This window comes from Micromonospora sp. NPDC048839 (assembly GCF_040649915.1).
Lineage (GTDB): Bacteria > Actinomycetota > Actinomycetes > Mycobacteriales > Micromonosporaceae > Micromonospora.
The window spans coordinates 230352-246162 of record NZ_JBEZGL010000010.1 but is presented as its reverse complement, the minus strand read 5'-3'; the positions used below and the strand labels follow the sequence as shown (position 1 = coordinate 246162).

Genomic DNA, 15811 nt, shown 5'->3' with positions numbered 1-15811 from the left:
TCAGCCCTCCCTTTTTCGGGGCAAAGCGGTGATCCGGAGATCCGGACCGATCTGCGTAACGTCGACGAACTCCAGATCGATGGCCTCGGCGATGGTGGTCACTCCCGCGTCGACCAGGGCGGTCGGACCGGCGCCGAGCAACCGGGGCGCCACGTACCCGACGATCTTGTCGATCAGGCCGGCCCGCAGGAACGCGCCGGCCAGTCGGGGGCCGCCCTCCAGCAGCACCGCGCGGACCCCGCGCTGGTGCAGCGCCGCGAGCAGCGCCGACAGGTCCACCCGGCCGTCCGGGTCGGCGCCGACCTCGGCGGCGGTCGCGATCCACGTCCGCGCGGCGCCGTCGCGGACCCGGGCGTCGGCCGGGGTACGCCCCGAGCTGTCCACGACCACCCGCAGCGGCTGCCGGATGGCCAGGCTGCCGTCGCGCAGGTTGCGGGCGGTCAACCGGGGGTCGTCGGCGAGCACGGTGCCCACCCCGGCGAGTACCGCGTCGACGGTCCCGCGCAGCGCGTGCACGTCGATCCGGGCCGCCTCCGAGGTGATCCACATGCTGGTGCCGTCCGCCGCGGCGGAGCGCCCGTCGAGCGTGGCGGCGTACTTCCAGATGACATACGGCCAGCCGCGGCGCATCGAGGTCAGCCACGCGACGTTGCCGGCCTCGGCCTCCTCGCCGCGTACCCCCAGGTCGACCCGGACCCCGGCGGCGCGCAGGGTGGCGGCGCCCCCGGACGCGACCGGGTTCGGGTCGGGTACGGCGATGACCACCCGGGACACCCCGGCCTGGACGAGGGCGGAACTGCAGGGGCCGGTGCGGCCGGTGTGGTCGCACGGTTCCAGAGTGACGACGGCGGTGCCGCCCTTGGCGCGTCGCCCGGCCTGCGCCAGCGCGACGATCTCGGCGTGCGGCCCGCCCGCGTACGCGTGGAAGCCCTCGCCCACGACCTGGCCGTCCTCGTCGAGCAGCACACAGCCGACCACCGGGTTGGGACTGGTGGTGCCGAGCCCGCGTGCCGCCAACTCGATCGCACGCCGCATCGCCTCGTCGACGGAGACGCTGGCCATCGCCCTGTCCTGCCCTCTCACTCGCCGGTCCGCGCGCGGGCGGTCAGGGAGGCTGCGGCCATGGGGCCGCGGGCAGGCGGAGGCGGATCCGGGAACGGCGCGAGCCGCCCACGGATTCCGGGAACGGCACAGCCGCCCCCGGAGGGTCGGCGCGGCACGCTGAAGCCAGCGGCCGGCTCGGACCCGTCCGTCCCGCGCGCTGTCTCCCATCCGGACTGTCTGGGGGCGGACGAACCGCTCCCAACCGTCGGCCCCGGATTTTCACCAGGTCCACCGGACAGCAGAGCCGTCCGGGTCGCGGGCTGACCACGGTTGGACCGTGGATCACCGCCGGTTCGGAATTTCACCGAGTCCCGCCAGCGCGTGGTGGGTACAGGAAAGTGTTGCACGCCGACGGGCGCGCGTCGCCACCTAGGCGAGCTACTTCACAGGGCCGTCATGCTCACGTGACACCACGGCGCCGGTCCACCGCGACGTACGACCCCGGTTGACTCTTCGCCACCGTCTTCATCTCCGAGGCCACCGCGATCGCCTCCAGGGGGTCGGTGAACCGCTTGCCGGCGTCGGAGAGGGACACCCCGATGGAGAGCGTGACCAGGGCGGCGCGGCGGATGTTGCCGCGCCGGTCCTTCAGCTCGACGAAGCCGCGCTCCCGGTCGGTCGGGTCGTAGAGCGTGTCGGCCGCGTTCTCGAAGTCGACGACCGCCCGGGACGTCAGTGGGCGCACCTGGTCCGGTGCGCAGACGATGACGAAGTCGTCGCCGCCGACGTGACCGAGGAAGGCCGGTGGCAGCCCGACGCCCACCACCGCCCGGTGCAGGCTGCGGGCCAGCGCGGAGATGAAGTCGTCGCCCCGCACGAAGCCGTACCGGTCGTTGACGCTCTTGAACCGGTCGATGTCGACGTAGCCGACGGCGTAGTCCACGCCGTTGCGGACCCGGTCGCTGATCTCCCGACGGATCCGGCTGTTGCCGGGCAGCCCGGTCAGCGGGGAGACCTCCCGGAACTCCTTGTTGCGGCGCAGGGTGGACGAGACCCGGGCCACCAGTTCGGCGGTGTCGAACGGCTTGACCAGGTAGTCGTCGGCGCCGGCGCTGAGCCCGTGCACCTTGTCGACAGTCATCCCCTTGGCCGTCAGCATGATCACCGGAAGGGCGGAGGTCATCGGGTCGGCGCGCAGCCGCCGGGTCAGCTCCAGCCCGTCGATGCGGGGCATCATGAGATCGACCACCGCCAGGTCCGGTCGCTGACGCTCGATGACCTCCAGGGCCTCCTGACCGTCGCTGGCGTGGATCACCTCGAAGCCGTGCAGCCGCAGGTTGAACTCGACGAAACGAGCGATGTCCGCGTCGTCGTCGACGACGAGGATGATGTCCTTGCGGTCGACCTCGGGTTCCACCTCAGGCCCCGGGAGCCGCGCGTTCCGCCAGTGCCCGCAGGTGTCGTACCGCCTCCGCCGGGTCGGCGGCGCCGTACACGGCGGTGCCGGCCACGAACGCGTCGGCGCCGGCGGCGGCCGCCTGCTCGATGGTGTCCGCGGCGATCCCGCCGTCCACCTCGATGCGCAGTTCCAGGTGCCCGGCCGAGACGTGCCGGCGGGCGGTACGCACCTTCTCCAGCAACTGCGGAATGAACCGCTGCCCACCGAAGCCGGCCTTGATCGTCATGATCAGCAGGGTGTCGAAGCTGGGCAGCAGGTCCAGATACGGCTCGATCGGAGTGTCCCGGTCGATGGCCAGGCCGGCCTTCGCGCCCGCCGAGCGCAGGTCCTTGGCCAGCGCCACCGGGTCGTCGGCCGCCTCCGCGTGGAAGGTGACGTTGTACGCCCCCGCGTCGGCGTAACCGGGCGCCCACCGGCGCGGATCCTCGATCATCAGGTGCACGTCGAACGGCATCGCGGTGACCGCCCGCAGGCTCTGCACCACCGGCAACCCGATGGTCAGGTTCGGCACGAAATGGTTGTCCATCACGTCGACGTGCAACCAGTCCGCAGCGTCCTCGACGGCACGGACCTCTTCGGCGAGATGGGCGAAATCGGCGGCCAGGATGCTCGGCGCGACGATCGGCGGCGGTACGGTCACGGGGCCAGTGTACGAACGCGGTCACGCGCGACCCGCAGCGCGGCACCAACTCCGACGCGTTGTGATGCGACAGTGACCAGTGGTGCAGAATTAGGCGCTCCGGACTGCCGAATCCGGACGAACAGACATGAGTGGCTGGCCGATCGACGGAAACGCGACGACACTCCAAGCGGGACGGTGCCGAAGGGCGCACGCCCGCCGGGGTTTCGCCGCGGGGCGCGGTGACCGGCCGCCAGCTCCCGGAAGGGCGGACGATGCGACGGTGGCTTCCAGCGCTGGTGCTGGCCGGCGTCACGACGATGCTGCTGGCTGGCTGCTCGCCGGCGCGGGGCGCGGACGGTGATCTCACCGACGACTGGCCGGCGCTGCGGGACCCGACGCCGTTCACCCCCGCCACCGACACCTGCCTGCCCCGGATCACCGGCGTCGTGCAGGCCAGCACCTACGAAACGGTGGACTGCGCGCGCAACCACCTCGCCGAGGCCATCCACGTCGGCACCTTCGTCGGCCCCGACGCGCTGACCGAGACCCGACCGGAGCCCGGCTCGGCGGCGCTGCGCACGGCCCGCGCCGAGTGCGACCAACGGGCCCGGGAGGTGCTCGGCGGCGACTGGCACACCGCCCGGCTCACGCTGTCCCTGGCGCTGCCGTCGGCACCGGCCTGGGCCGGCGGCGCGCGCTGGTTCCGCTGCGACCTCAGCGAGACCGGCAGCATCGACAACACCCGCCCGGTGAACCGCACCGGCAGCCTGCGGGGCGCGTTGATCGGCGACAGCCCGCTGACCCACCGCTGCTTCGATCCCAAGCTGATCGGCGACAACCTCAACTACATGGCGCCGGTGCTCTGCACCGAGCCGCACCGCGCCGAGTTCGTGGGCGTCTACCAGGAACGGGACGCCAGCTGGGCGGAGTTCACCGCCTCCGCCGCGCAGTCCCACCGACGCTGCATGGAGTTGATCGCCGCGTACGCGGCCGTGCCGAACAACAAGGACCTCCCGTACCGGGCCGGGTCCATCTACTACCCGCCGTCGCAACGGGAGTGGGAGGAGGGCGACCGCGGCGTGCGCTGTTTCCTGTGGAGCGACGACCGGAAACTCACCCGCTCGATGCGCGGCGCCGGCCCCGAGGGACTGCCCGCCATCTAGGGGCCGGTGCCGTATGCTGCTGCGCCGTGGCGCTACCGACCGGCGGGGTCCGGCCGGAGGCCACAGTGGCGGGAGGTCAGGGATGCGACGGTGGTGGGCGGCGTACGCCGGGGGTGCGGCCCTGGCCCTGGTGCTGACCGGGTGCAGCGCACCCGCCGGAGTCGACACCGACCTCGTGGACGACTGGCCGGCACCCGTGGCGGCGCAGCAGTTCGTGCCCGCCGCCGACGTCTGCCACCTGACCTCTCAGCAGGTCGGCTTCCTGACCGGCTACAACCCGACGGCGTGCACCGAATCGCATCTGGTGGAGACCATGCACGTCGGCACGCTCACCGGCCCGAACGCCCAGCCGGGCACGCCCCCGCAGCCCGGCTCGGCGGGCATGCGGGCCGCGCAGGCCGGGTGTGACACGGCTGTCAACAAGGCGGTGGGCGCCGACTGGCGTTCCGGGCGGATCGGCCTGACCGTGGTGCTGCCGTCGCCGCAGGCCTGGGCGGGCGGCGCCCGGTGGTACCGCTGCGACGTCAGCGAGATCGCCAGCATCGACGACACCACCGTCGGCCCGCGCACCGGCAGCCTCCGGGGCGCGCTGTCCGGCGCGGCACCGCTGGCGTACCGCTGCTTCAACCCCAAGCTGGTCAAGGACGACATCGACGAGATGCTGCCGGTCTCCTGCACGGCCAAGCACCACGCCGAGTTCGTCGGGGTCTGGCAGGCCCCGGCGGTCAGTTTCGCCGAGTTCTCCCGCACCGTGAAGAAGACCCACCGGGCCTGCCAGACGATGATCGCCAGGTACGCCAAGGTGCCGGACAACTCCCAGCTCGAGTTCCGCGCCGGCACGATCTTCTACCAGCCGTACGAGGAGGAGTGGAAGAACGGCAACCGCGGCGTGCAGTGCTTCCTCTGGATCTCCGACCGGAACCTGACCCGCTCGATGCGCAACGCCGGCACCAAGGGGCTCCCGGTCACCTGAGCGTCCGACGCCCGGCCGGTCGGGTGACCGGCCGGACGTGAGCCCCGTCAGCCTCGCCGCAGGACGGCGAGGAACATCGCGTCGGTGCCGTGCCGGTGCGGCCAGAGCTGCACCGTCGGCCCGTCACCCAGACCGGGCATGCCGGCCGGCAGCAGCGGTCGGGCGTCGACGAAGTCCACCGCGACACCACTGCGGCGGGCCGCCTCGGTGACCGTCACGTGCGTCTCGACAGTGTGCGGCGAGCAGGTCACGTAGGCGACCAGACCACCCGGGCGGACCGCCCGCAACGCCGCGCCCAGCAACTCCCGTTGCAGCCGGGTCAGCGGCGGCAGGTCGGACGGTTCGCGACGCCACCGCGACTCCGGCCGACGCCGCAGCGAGCCCAGCCCCGTGCAGGGGGCGTCCACCAGCACCCGGTCGAAGTGCTGCTCCGGCAGCTTCGGGTCGGCGCCGACGTCACGGCCGTCCATCGCCAGCACGGTCACCGGCAGGTCGCGGGTGGCCAGGGAGACCAGCCGGGCGCGGTGCTCGGCCACCTCCACCGCGGTCACCCGCGCGCCACGCTGCGCGGCCAACGCGCCGAGCAGGCCGGCCTTGCCGCCCGGGCCTGCGCACAGGTCCAGCCACCGCCCGTCCGGGCCGTCCAGCGGTGCGTCGGCGAGTGCCGCCGCGACCAGTTGGGAACCCTCGTCCTGGACGTGGGCACGGCCGTCGACCACCGCCGGGATGTCGCCCGGCGCGCCGCCGGGCAGATAGACGGTGTACGGCGAGAAGGCGCCGGGCGCCCCGCCGACCTGGTCGGCCAGCTCGATCGGGTCGATCAGGCCCGGCCGGGCGCACAGGTGCACCGGGGGACGCTCGTTGTCCTCGATCAGGAGCCGGGCCGTCTCACCGAGATCGCCGTCCAGCGCCTCGGAGAAGGCCCGCACGATCCACTGCGGATGGCTGTACGCCAACGCCAGGTGCCCGACCGGGTCGGTCTCCATCGGCGGGGCGAGTTTCGCCACCCAGGCGTCCGCGTCCCGGCTGGACACCTCGCGCAGCACCGCGTTCGCGAAGCCGGTCGCGCCCGGTGCGACCGAACGGACCAGGTCGACGGTCGACGAGACCGCGGCGTGCGCGGGCACCCGGGTGTGCAGGAGCTGGTACGCCCCGAGCCGTAGCGCGTCACGGACCGGCGGGTCGATCCGGGCCACGTCCCGGCCGGCGGCGTCGGTCAGGATCGCGTCCAACGTGCCCAGGTTGCGCAGGGTGCCGTAGGTCAGCTCGGTGGCGAAGGCCGCGTCCCGGCCGAACAGCCCCTCCTCCCGCAGGATGATGGGCAGCACCAGGTTGGCGAACGCGTCGTCGCGGTGCACCGCGGCCACCGCCTCGTACGCCGCACGGCGCGGGCGGTCCAGTGGTGGCCGGACCGGCCGGCGGTCCCCGCCACGACCCGGAGGCGGGCCGGAGCGGGTCGGGCGGGTGCCTTCCGGGGCTGTCACGCGAAGTCCTCTCCGGCGCCGACCCGGACGCCGCGCGCCCAGTCGGTCGCGCCCATGGCCCGCTTGCCCGCGGCGCGGACCTCACCGAGGCGCACCGGCACGGTCGCCGTGCCGGCCAACACCCGGGACTTCTCCACCAGCAACTCCCCCGGCTTCAACTCGGGGCCGTCGGGCACCGGCACGACCGGGCCGAGCTTCACCCGCTCACCCCGGAACGTGGTCCAGCCGCCCGGGGCCGGCGTGCAGGCCCGGATCCGGCGGTCCACGGCGAACGCCGGGTCACCCCAGCGGACCCGGGCGTCGTCCACGGTCAGCTTCGGCGCCAGCGACACCCCGTCGGCGGGCTGCGGCTCGGCGCGGGCGGTGCCGTCGGCGATCGCGTCGAGCACCGCCACGAGCAGCCCGGCACCGGAATCGGCGAGCCGTTCCAGCAGGTCACCGGAGGTGTCGGCGGCCCGGATCTCGTCGGTGAGGGTGCCGTAGACCGGACCGGTGTCCAGACCCTCCTCCAACTGGAAGACGCTGGCCCCGGTCAGCTCGTCACCGTGCAGCACGGCGTGCTGCACGGGAGCCGCGCCACGCCACGCCGGCAGCAGCGAGAAGTGCAGGTTGATCCAGCCGTGCCGGGGGATCTCCAGGGCGGCCGGTGGCACCAGCGCGCCGTAGGCGACCACCGGCACGCAGTCCGGCGCGAGCTCGCGGAGCCGGTCGAGGAACTCGGGGTCGCGGGGGCGCTCCGGCGTCAGCACCTCGACGCCGTGCGCGTCGGCCCACTCGCCGACCGGGGAGCGGGACAGGCCACGCCCACGCCCGGCCGGCGCGTCCGGTCGGGTCACCACGGCGACCAGGTCGTGCCGGGACGCGGCGACGGCGGCCAGGGCGGGAACGGCGACGGCCGGCGTACCGGCGAAGATCACACGCATCGGGGTCACCGACCCAGACCGAACGGGTCACTGATGTGCGGGCTCAGCTTGACCGTGGGTGGGGCCGCCGCGTCGTACCAGTCGGCCTGCCGGATCGCCTTCATGGCTTCCTTGCGCCCCTCCTGGTCCAGCCGGTCCAGGAACAGCACCCCGTCGAGGTGGTCGGTCTCGTGCTGCACGCAACGCGCCATGAGGCCGGTGCCGACGATCTGCACCGGGTCACCGAAGGAGCTGAAGCCCTTGGCGATGACATTCTGCCGACGCTTGGTGTCGAAGTAGAGCCCGGGAATCGACAGGCAGCCCTCCGGGCCGTCCTGCTCCTCCTCGTCCGGAAACTCCAGCACCGGATTGATCAGGTGCCCGAGCACATCGTCGACGTCGAAGGTGAACACCCGCAGACTCACGCCGAGCTGCGGCGCGGCCAGGCCGGCGCCGTTCTGCTCACGCATCGTGTCGGTCAGGTCGGCCACGAGCCGACGCAGCTCGGCGTCGAAGGTGACCACCGGATCGGCCGGCGTGCGCAGCACCGGATCCCCAAACAGACGGATGGGCTGAACGGTCACGCGGGATGGCTCCTTCGACAGGTGGACGGGCATCGCGTACCAGTCTACGGAGTGCCCGGCCGCGCGCTGGCCGGCGTACCTCGATCGGCCACCGCAGGTGTGCCCAGCGTCACCGGCCGGCTGCCGGGCACCGGCCGAGCGCGCCCGGCGCCGGCCCCTCGCCGGTGTCCGAGCGGCCCGTGCGGAGCGTCAGCCCCGCGCCGAGCAGCTGGGCGTCGCCTGGCTCAGCAGGTCACGTACCCGCTCGACGTCGGGGTGGCCGAGATCGTCGAGGATGCCCAGGGCCCGCCGCCAGGTGCGGACGGCGCCGGCCGTGTCCCCCGCTGCGTCTCGGCTCTCGCCGAGCCGGGCCAGGGTGTCCGCCTCGTCGTAGCGGTCGCTGACCCGCCGGTACAACCCGAGCGCCCGCTGGTAACAGCGGATCGCCGCGCGGTGGTCACCCAGCCGGGCGTGGATGAAGCCGAGGCTGTCCCAGGTGTTCGCCTCACCGTGCCGGTCACCGGTCGGGCGCAGCAACACCAATGCCTGCTCGCAGTGCTCGAGCGCGGGCCCGTACTGGCCGAGCTGGGCGTGCGCCCAACCGACCGCGTTGCGGGCGCTGGCCTCCCCGGCCGGATGGCCGGCGGCCCGGTACAGCGCCAGGGCCCGCTGGCCGTGGTCCAGCGCCTCGGCGTACCGGCCGAGCCCGTCGAGCATCGCGCCGAACGCCCGGTGGGTGCGCGCCTGCCCGGTGTGGTCACCCAACGCCTCGAAGATCACCAGGGCCTGGCGGTAGTTCCGGGCCGCCTCGTCCACCCGGCCCAGCCGGGAGAGCACCCGGGCCAGGTCGCGGTGGGCGTTCGCCTGCCCGAGCCGGTCACCCGCGCGCCGCGCCCCGGCCAGGGCGGTCCGCTGGGCGACCGCGAGATCCGTCCACCGCCCCCGGCGTTGCAGGAAATCCACAAGTGTCCAGGCCAACTGCCAGGCGTGGCCGTCGAACCCGGCACGTCTCGCGTGTGCGACCGCCGCCAACAGCACCGGGTACTCGATGGTGAACCAGGTGAGCGCCTGACCGTGGTTGGTGATCTCCTCGGGCAGCACGCCCGGTGGGGCGGCGGCCAGGGCGACCGGATCCCGGCCCGGTTGCAGCAGCAGCGCCGCCGCGTGGGCGGTGTGCAGGTAGTGGTCCAGCCCACGCCGGATCGCCGCCCGCCGGGCCTGCGCCGGTTCGAGGCGTTCCGCCAGCTCCGCCGCGTACGCCCGGAGGAGGTCGTGTGCGCCGAACCGGCCCGGGGCCTGCTCGGTGACCAGGTGGGCGTGGGCCAGTTCCGTCAGCAGTCGAGGCACCTGGCCCCGGGGCAGCCCGGCCAGGCTGGCCGCCGCGGCGACCCCGATCTCCGGCCCCGGATGGCAGCCGAACAGCCGGAACAGACGCGCTGCCGCGGGCGTGAGGCTCCGGTACGACCACGAGAAGACCGCCTGCACGTCGCTGCCGGCGTCGCCACCGTCGAACGAGTCCAGCGGGTGCGGCGCCGCACGCAGCTCGTGGGCGAGGGCGGCCAGGCCGAAGGCGGGGTTCGCCGCGCCTCGGGCGGCGAGCACCGCCAGCGCCAACGGCAGCCGCGCGCACCGCTCGATGATCTCGTCCACCGCCCGCGGTTCGGCCGCCAACCGGTCCGCGCCGAGCCGCCGGCCCAACAGTTGCCAGGCCTCGACGGTGCTGAGCAGGCCGACGCCGATCGGGCGGGCGCCGTCGGCGGCGATCAGACCGGCGAGCCGGTTGCGGCTGGTGACCAGGACCAGGCAGCTCGGGTTGCCGACCAGCAGGGGACGGACCTGGTCGATGTCGCGGGCGTTGTCGAGCAGCACCAGCATCCGGCGACCGGCGAGCAGACTGCGATAGAGGCCCACCTGCGCGGAGAGGTGGGTGGGGATTCGTTCGGGCGGCACCTCGAGGGCCTCCAGGAAACCCCGGACCGCCTCGACGGCAGTCACCACCACCCCGGAGGAGTCGAACCCCCGCAGGTCGACGTAGAGCTGGCCGTCCGGAAAACGGTCGGCGACCTGGTGCGCCCAGTACACCGCAAGCGTCGTCTTGCCGACCCCGGCGGTGCCGGACAACGTCAGGACGGTGCCCGGCGCCATGCTGTCGTCCCCGGACCCGCCGGGGCTGGCACACGCGGCGTCGAGCTCGGCGAGCTGGGCGGCACGCCCGACGAACCCCGGCAGCGCCGGGGGCAGTTGGCGGGGCACCGGGAACCGGGCCGGCGACGTACCCGGGCGTGGGCCGCCGGCCCTGGCCCGTCCCGCCCCGGCGCTCGCCCGTCCGGTCGTCGCGTGGTCCCGGTTCGGGCCTCGGCGGCGCTCCTCGACCCGGTCCCGTGCCGTGGCCAGCGCTCCCTGCTCGGTAGGGGTGGCCCCGAGCAGCCTGATGAGCGCGTCGAACCGCTCCGGCGGAGGCAGGATGTTACCGGCGAAGTACTCCCCGATGATCCCGCGCGACCAGCCGGTCTTCGCCGCCAGTTGCCGGTACGTCAACTGGGTCTCGCCCTGCTGACGGGCTTCCCGACGGCGCAACTGGCGCAGCAGCCCGGCCAGCTCCTGCAACGTCTGCGCCTCGGCGGCGCCGCTGGCCACCTCGAACGCCGCCGACGATCCCGGTGCCGCCGGTCGACCGAGAGGTACGCGTTGGTCGGACATGCGGCTCCCACCCCCCGGTCACCCGGCCGCCCCGGATGCGCACGGGCAGGCTAATTCCGCCCCAGCACCAGTTGATAGGCGAGCGCCGATGTCTGACAGTTCCATGTCGGACGGTCGCCCGTCCGGCGCTGTCCGACGGTGTCCAGCCCCGTCCAGGATGCGCCGCGCGGAGCCGACCTCCCATGCCACCGTCCTGGTGCGGGTTCGACCCGCTCCACACACCCTGGGGGAAGAGGTACTGATGATCCGTCCACAGCTGACCGTCCGGCGAGCCCCGTCGCTGCTGCGTCGCGCTGCCGTCGTCGCGTTCGGCCTCACGCTGCTCGCCGCGGGCGTGACCGCCGCACCGGCCAGCGCCGCGCCCGGAGGCAAGGCCGCCACCACCGGCTCGTTCGTCGACAGCACACCGGTGCCCGGCGGCTTCGCCTCCTGGTCGGAGCTGCTCGGGCTCCAGCAGCGCATGAACACCGCCGCCGCGCGGATCACGAAGGCCGCCGAACGCAACGCGACCTCCGGCTTCGCTGGAATCGTCGCCGATCCCACCACCCGGCACCTCCAGGTCTACTGGAAGGGCGAGCCGCCGGCCAACCTGGTGGCCACCACCCGGGCCACCGTCGCCACCAAGGTGCTGTCCGCCCCGTACACGCAGCGGGAACTCGTCGCCGCGGCCGACCGGCTGCGGGCCAAGGTCGGCAACCAGATCACCACGGTCGGGCCACGCGCCGACGGCGCCGGCCTGCTCGTCGGCACCCAGGACGGCCTGCTCGGCGCGACGGCACTCGCCGGCGTACCGGTGACCGTGCAGACCGGGGTCGCCGCCGCGCCGGCCACCCGGTGGGACGACAGCGCGCCGTGGTGGGGTGGCGCCGCGTGGCGCAACACCGCCACCGGTGGTGGCTGCTCGACGGGCTTCGGGGTCTACCAGGGCGGGGTGACGCGGGTGCTCTCCGCCGCACACTGCGCCAACCTGAACGTCCTGGCGACCGACCCGACCGGGCAGACGATCGGCACCGTCGGCACCCGCAACGTCGGCACCGACACCCTGCTGCTCAACGGCAGTGGCGGCGGCCGGGTCTTCAACAACAGCACCAACGCGGCCGGCCAGGTGGTCAGTGAGTTCAACAACCAGGTGATCGGCGCGACGGCCAGCCAGGTCGGCAACTGGGTGTGCACCTCCGGCGCGTACTCCGGGACCCGCTGCTCGATCCAGGTGAAGGCCCGCAACCTGTGCATCAACGTGCGCAACTTCGGCACGGTCTGCGGTCAGGTGCAGGCCGAGAGCACCACCCGCACCAACGCCGTCGGTCAGGGTGACAGCGGCGGCCCGGTGGAGATCGTGAACGCGGCGAACACCCTCCAGGTCTGGGCGACCGGCACCAACACCGCCATCGACGACACCAACACCGTGACCGCCTGCACCGGCTACGTCCCCACCGGTCGGACCTGCGCCTGGCGGTTCTACTACGAGGACATCTTCTCCGGCATGGCCGGCGTCGGCGCCTCCGGCGTGGTCCTCGGCTGAGGCAGCCCCTCGACGCAACGACCGAACAGGTGGCCGGGCCGGCGCGCACCCCGCGTGCCGGTCCGGCCCATCGCTGGGCTCAGGCGCCGGCGGCCGGGTCCCCGGCGAGCACCGCGTCACCGCGCAGCAGCGCCGGCTCGGGCAGCGGCAGCTGGATCTTGTGGGCCGCCTCCCAGTCGTAGATCAGGCCGGGGCGCACCTGGGCGGCGAAGTAGTCGATCGCGCTCATCCCACCCACCACCGGCTCGTCGACCTCGGCGACCAGTTGGGCCGGGACCAGCGAGAACCCGTTCTGCAGGGCGGCGCTGAGCCGACGGTGACCGTCGACGACGAAGAAGTACTCGCCGGTGAACCCGATCTTCAGCGGTTCGAGGGCCTCGTCGCCGGCCTCGGCCACGTCACCGACGAAGTCGGTGTCCCACAGACCCCGCAGGGTGGCGATGTCCTCGGTCGGATAGACGCGGGCCGGGTCCAGCAGCAGCAGCGGCGGACCGTCGCGCAGCACCTCGGCGCCGAGCGTGCCCTCGTACGCGGCGACGATGTGCTCGATCACCTCGGCCGCCGAGGCGCGGGTGGTGTCGCAGATCAGGTCGTAGTTGCGCAGTCGGGCCTTGTCCACCCCGTACCGGACGATGAACCGGCTGCGCTCGCTCGCGCTGCGTTCCCGGAGCTTGGCCTTGGCCTCCTCCAGGGAGGCGTAGCTCTCCGCCGGCCCGGACGGCCGGGCCAGCACCCGGCGGGCCGCCTCACCCGGCTCGGTGATCATGTGAACCTTGAGCGCGTCGGTGAAGAAGTGCCAGGCCAGCCGGGAATCCATGACGAGGCGCTCACCGGAGGCGGCGATGTTCCGCTGGAGCTGGTCGACGTAGCCGTCGACGGCCTGGTCGAGCTCGGCGTGCAGATTGAGCTGCAGAGCGGTCATCTGCCGCTGCTGCGCCATCTCCCGGTAGAGGTCACCCACACTGACCCGGCGCATACCGAGCCGCTTGGCGATCTCGACCGACACGGTGCTCTTGCCGCTGCCGAGGTCGCCGTTGAAGACGATCGATTGTCCAACGGTCACGACTGGTCCACCCCTGCTCACCGGCTCAAAGACATCATCGACATCGCGTCCGACCGACGCGTTCCCGCCATCGTCGCGCCATCCTGCGGCGGCCCCAGCACGGCGCCTGTGACGCTCCGTCGCAACCTGGAGCCGTCGTACGCCTTGGCATGACGGGCGATGCTACCACTCCACCGCCACCACCCGGTCGGACGCGGTGTGCGAGGACCAGCCGCGCGGGCCGGGGCCGCCGCCCGCCGACGCCCCCCGAAACCGCTCAGAACAGGCTCAGCGGGTCGACCTGGAGACGAACCGGATCGGCGGCCTTGCGGGCGGCGCGCACACCCGCGGCCGAGTGCAGCGCCTCGGCGAGCGCGGCAGCCCGCGCCCGGGGCACCCGGACCAGCATCCGCTCCCGGCCCTCCTCGGCCGGCACCGGCCCGAGCACCTCGGCGTCGTCGGGCAACCGGGCAGCGGCGAGCAGGTCGGCCACCGCCTCGGCCGCGCCGGTGACGCTCGCCATTCGGACGGCCGGTGGGAAGCCCAGCTCCCGACGCTCGGCCAACTCCCGGCCGGCGAACCAGGCGGCGTCCCAGCGCAGCAGCGCCTGCACCGGGGCGAGCGCACCGTCGGCGACCACCACCACCCGGCCCGCGGGTGCCGGACGGGCCAGGGCCGCCGCCGCCAGCCAGCGACGCAACGCCTCCTCACCGGCGCGCAGGTCGGCCCGGGTCAGCAGGGCCCACGAGTCGAGCAGCAGCACCGCTCCGTAGCCGCCCGCGGCGACCGGTTCGGCGCCGGGCGTGGTCACCACCAGGGCGGCGCCGCCGGGCACGTCGGTCAGGACCTCCTCGCGCCCCGAGGTGCGCACCGGCACGCCGGGGAACGCCCGACCCAGCTCCTCGGCGGTCCGCCGGGCACCGGTCACCGCGGCCCGCAGCCGCCGCCCACCGCACTCCGGGCAGGCGTACGCGGCAGCCACCCGAGCGCACCACCGGCAGGCCGGGGTGCCACCGGCCGAGGGCAGCGCGAGCGGCCCGGAGCAGTGCTCGCACCGGGCCGGGGTGCGGCACTCGGCGCAGGAGATCGACGGCAGGTAGCCGCGACGGGGCACCTGCACCAGCACCGGCAGGTCCTGCCGGAGAGCGTCGCGGGCGGCCGTCCAGGCCAGGCTGGGCAGTCGGGCGGTGGCAGCCCCCGGGTCGCGGGCCAGTTGCGGGTCGTCGCCGGTCGGCGCGATGGCCGGAATCCGGGCCCGCACGGTGGCCCGGTCGGCGACCACCTCCCGCGCCCAGCCGGTCTCCAGCAGCAACTGCGCCTCGGCGGTGCGGGCGTACCCGCCGACCAGCGCGCCGGCCTCGGCGAGCTGGACGCGGGTGAGCAGCACATCGCGGGCGTGCGGATACGGCGACCGGGGCTCGGAGTGCAGGTCGTCGCCGTCGTCCCAGATGGCGACGAGGCCGAGCCGGTCCACCGGGGCGAACATCGCCGCCCGGGTGCCGATCACCACCGGCACCTGCCCGCGGCGGGCGGCGAGGAACGCCCGGTAGCGCCGGGCCGGACCGAGGGCGGCGGAGAGGCTGACGTGCCGCCCCGGGCCGAGCACGCCGGTGAGCGCGGCGTCCAGCCGGTCCAGGTCGCGGGCGTCGGGCACCACCACCACCGCGCCGCGCCCGCCGGCGACGGTGGCGGCCACCGCGTCGGCGTAGCGGGCCGCCCAGTCCTCGCCGGGCAACGCCGACCAGACCGCGCGGGGCGCCCGGCCGTCGGTGAGCGCCCGCAGCAGCGCCGGACCCGTCGGGTAGTCCCGCCACCCACGCGGGTCGACCGGGTCGGCGGCCCCGACCGGGTCGGCGGGCACCGGGTCGGCGGGCGCCGGGTCGGCGGGCCCGGACCGCACGGACGCGGACGCGGGGAGCCCCGGCCGCGCAGTCGAGGGTTCGGCGGCGGGCGGGTCGAGGGTGTCGGCGTCCGGGGGAACGGACGTGCCGTCGTCGCGGGGCTCCTTCTCGACCCGGGCGTGCCGGGGTGGGACGGCGAGCCGGAGCACGTCGGCGAGGCTGCCCGCGTACCGGTCGGCGACCGCGCGGGCCAGCCGGGCGATCTCGGGTGCCAGCACCGGCTCCGGCGAGACGACCTTCTCCAGGTACGCGAGGCGGCCGGTGTGCCCGGAGTCGTCGGCGCGCGACAGCAGCCACCCGTCGACGAGTTGCCCGGCGAAGCGCACCTTCACCCGGGTGCCGGGCACCGCCACCTCGTCCAGCTCCGCCGGCACCAGGTAGTCGAACGGCCGGTCCAGGTGCGCCAGTCCGACGTCCACGCAGACGCGCGCGACCG

12 protein-coding genes and 1 riboswitch are annotated in these 15811 nt (G+C 74.0%); of the genes, 3 read left to right on the top strand and 9 right to left on the bottom strand.

Annotated elements, in window-relative coordinates; all coding sequences use genetic code 11:
- The 3 genes from ribD to rpe form a co-directional block, all read right to left on the bottom strand.
- Positions 1-1062 carry a bifunctional diaminohydroxyphosphoribosylaminopyrimidine deaminase/5-amino-6-(5-phosphoribosylamino)uracil reductase RibD gene (ribD, locus tag AB0C25_RS20910; RefSeq protein ID WP_357375474.1) on the bottom strand — a complete coding sequence of 354 codons (1062 nt, stop codon included), beginning with the start codon at positions 1060-1062 and terminating at the stop codon, positions 1-3.
- Positions 1063-1256: 194 nt separating this feature from the next.
- Positions 1257-1427, bottom strand: a riboswitch (FMN riboswitch).
- A gap of 77 nt (positions 1428-1504) precedes the next feature.
- The gene (locus tag AB0C25_RS20905; protein ID WP_357375472.1) at positions 1505-2461 is read right to left on the bottom strand and encodes a response regulator; all 957 of its coding nucleotides are present in this window, start codon (positions 2459-2461) and stop codon (positions 1505-1507) included.
- Position 2462: 1 nt separating this feature from the next.
- Entirely contained in the window at positions 2463-3143 is a 681-nt protein-coding gene (gene rpe / locus AB0C25_RS20900; RefSeq protein ID WP_357375470.1) for a ribulose-phosphate 3-epimerase, read from the bottom strand.
- A gap of 254 nt (positions 3144-3397) precedes the next feature.
- On the opposite strand from rpe, the gene AB0C25_RS20895 reads away from it, so the two are divergent.
- Together AB0C25_RS20895 and AB0C25_RS20890 are read left to right on the top strand one after the other, a co-directional pair.
- Complete coding sequence (locus AB0C25_RS20895; RefSeq protein ID WP_357375468.1) at positions 3398-4288, top strand: septum formation family protein; 891 nt, start codon at positions 3398-3400, stop codon at positions 4286-4288.
- An 82-nt stretch (positions 4289-4370) separates the two neighbouring features.
- Positions 4371-5261 carry a septum formation family protein gene (locus AB0C25_RS20890; protein WP_357375465.1) on the top strand — a complete coding sequence of 297 codons (891 nt, stop codon included), beginning with the start codon at positions 4371-4373 and terminating at the stop codon, positions 5259-5261.
- A 47-nt stretch (positions 5262-5308) separates the two neighbouring features.
- On the opposite strand, the gene AB0C25_RS20885 is transcribed toward AB0C25_RS20890, so the two are convergent.
- From AB0C25_RS20885 to AB0C25_RS20870, 4 genes are all read right to left on the bottom strand, one after another.
- Complete coding sequence (locus AB0C25_RS20885; protein ID WP_357375585.1) at positions 5309-6787, bottom strand: transcription antitermination factor NusB; 1479 nt, start codon at positions 6785-6787, stop codon at positions 5309-5311.
- The gene (fmt, locus tag AB0C25_RS20880) at positions 6742-7668 is read right to left on the bottom strand and encodes a methionyl-tRNA formyltransferase (RefSeq protein WP_357375463.1); all 927 of its coding nucleotides are present in this window, start codon (positions 7666-7668) and stop codon (positions 6742-6744) included. Before fmt ends, AB0C25_RS20885 begins: the two co-directional genes overlap by 46 nt.
- Before the next feature lie 5 nt (positions 7669-7673).
- A complete protein-coding gene (gene def / locus AB0C25_RS20875) occupies positions 7674-8231 on the bottom strand; it encodes a peptide deformylase (RefSeq protein ID WP_357254853.1) in 558 nt (185 codons plus the stop codon).
- Positions 8232-8420: 189 nt separating this feature from the next.
- The gene (locus AB0C25_RS20870; RefSeq protein WP_357375461.1) at positions 8421-10910 is read right to left on the bottom strand and encodes a tetratricopeptide repeat protein; all 2490 of its coding nucleotides are present in this window, start codon (positions 10908-10910) and stop codon (positions 8421-8423) included.
- Between the two features lie 241 nt (positions 10911-11151).
- On the opposite strand from AB0C25_RS20870, the gene AB0C25_RS20865 reads away from it, so the two are divergent.
- Positions 11152-12432, top strand: a complete 1281-nt coding sequence (locus AB0C25_RS20865) for a hypothetical protein (protein WP_357375459.1) — start codon at positions 11152-11154, stop codon at positions 12430-12432.
- A 79-nt stretch (positions 12433-12511) separates the two neighbouring features.
- Here AB0C25_RS20865 and AB0C25_RS20860 read toward each other — a convergent pair whose 3' ends face one another.
- Both AB0C25_RS20860 and AB0C25_RS20855 read right to left on the bottom strand, forming a co-directional pair.
- Entirely contained in the window at positions 12512-13495 is a 984-nt protein-coding gene (locus AB0C25_RS20860; protein WP_357254846.1) for an AAA family ATPase, read from the bottom strand.
- A 256-nt stretch (positions 13496-13751) separates the two neighbouring features.
- Positions 13752-15794 carry a primosome assembly protein PriA gene (locus AB0C25_RS20855; protein ID WP_357375457.1) on the bottom strand — a complete coding sequence of 681 codons (2043 nt, stop codon included), beginning with the start codon at positions 15792-15794 and terminating at the stop codon, positions 13752-13754.
- Positions 15795-15811 lie beyond the last annotated feature (17 nt).

Excerpts from the sequence above, each read along its gene's own strand:
- fmt (WP_357375463.1), bottom strand. The coding sequence starts at position 7,668 with ATGCGTGTGATCTTCGCCGGTACGCCGGCCGTCGCCGTTCCCGCCCTG.
- ribD (WP_357375474.1), bottom strand. The coding sequence starts at position 1,062 with ATGGCCAGCGTCTCCGTCGACGAGGCGATGCGGCGTGCGATCGAGTTG.
- AB0C25_RS20870 (WP_357375461.1), bottom strand. The coding sequence starts at position 10,910 with ATGTCCGACCAACGCGTACCTCTCGGTCGACCGGCGGCACCGGGATCG.
- AB0C25_RS20865 (WP_357375459.1), top strand. The coding sequence starts at position 11,152 with ATGATCCGTCCACAGCTGACCGTCCGGCGAGCCCCGTCGCTGCTGCGT.
- AB0C25_RS20890 (WP_357375465.1), top strand. The coding sequence starts at position 4,371 with ATGCGACGGTGGTGGGCGGCGTACGCCGGGGGTGCGGCCCTGGCCCTG.
- AB0C25_RS20895 (WP_357375468.1), top strand. The coding sequence starts at position 3,398 with ATGCGACGGTGGCTTCCAGCGCTGGTGCTGGCCGGCGTCACGACGATG.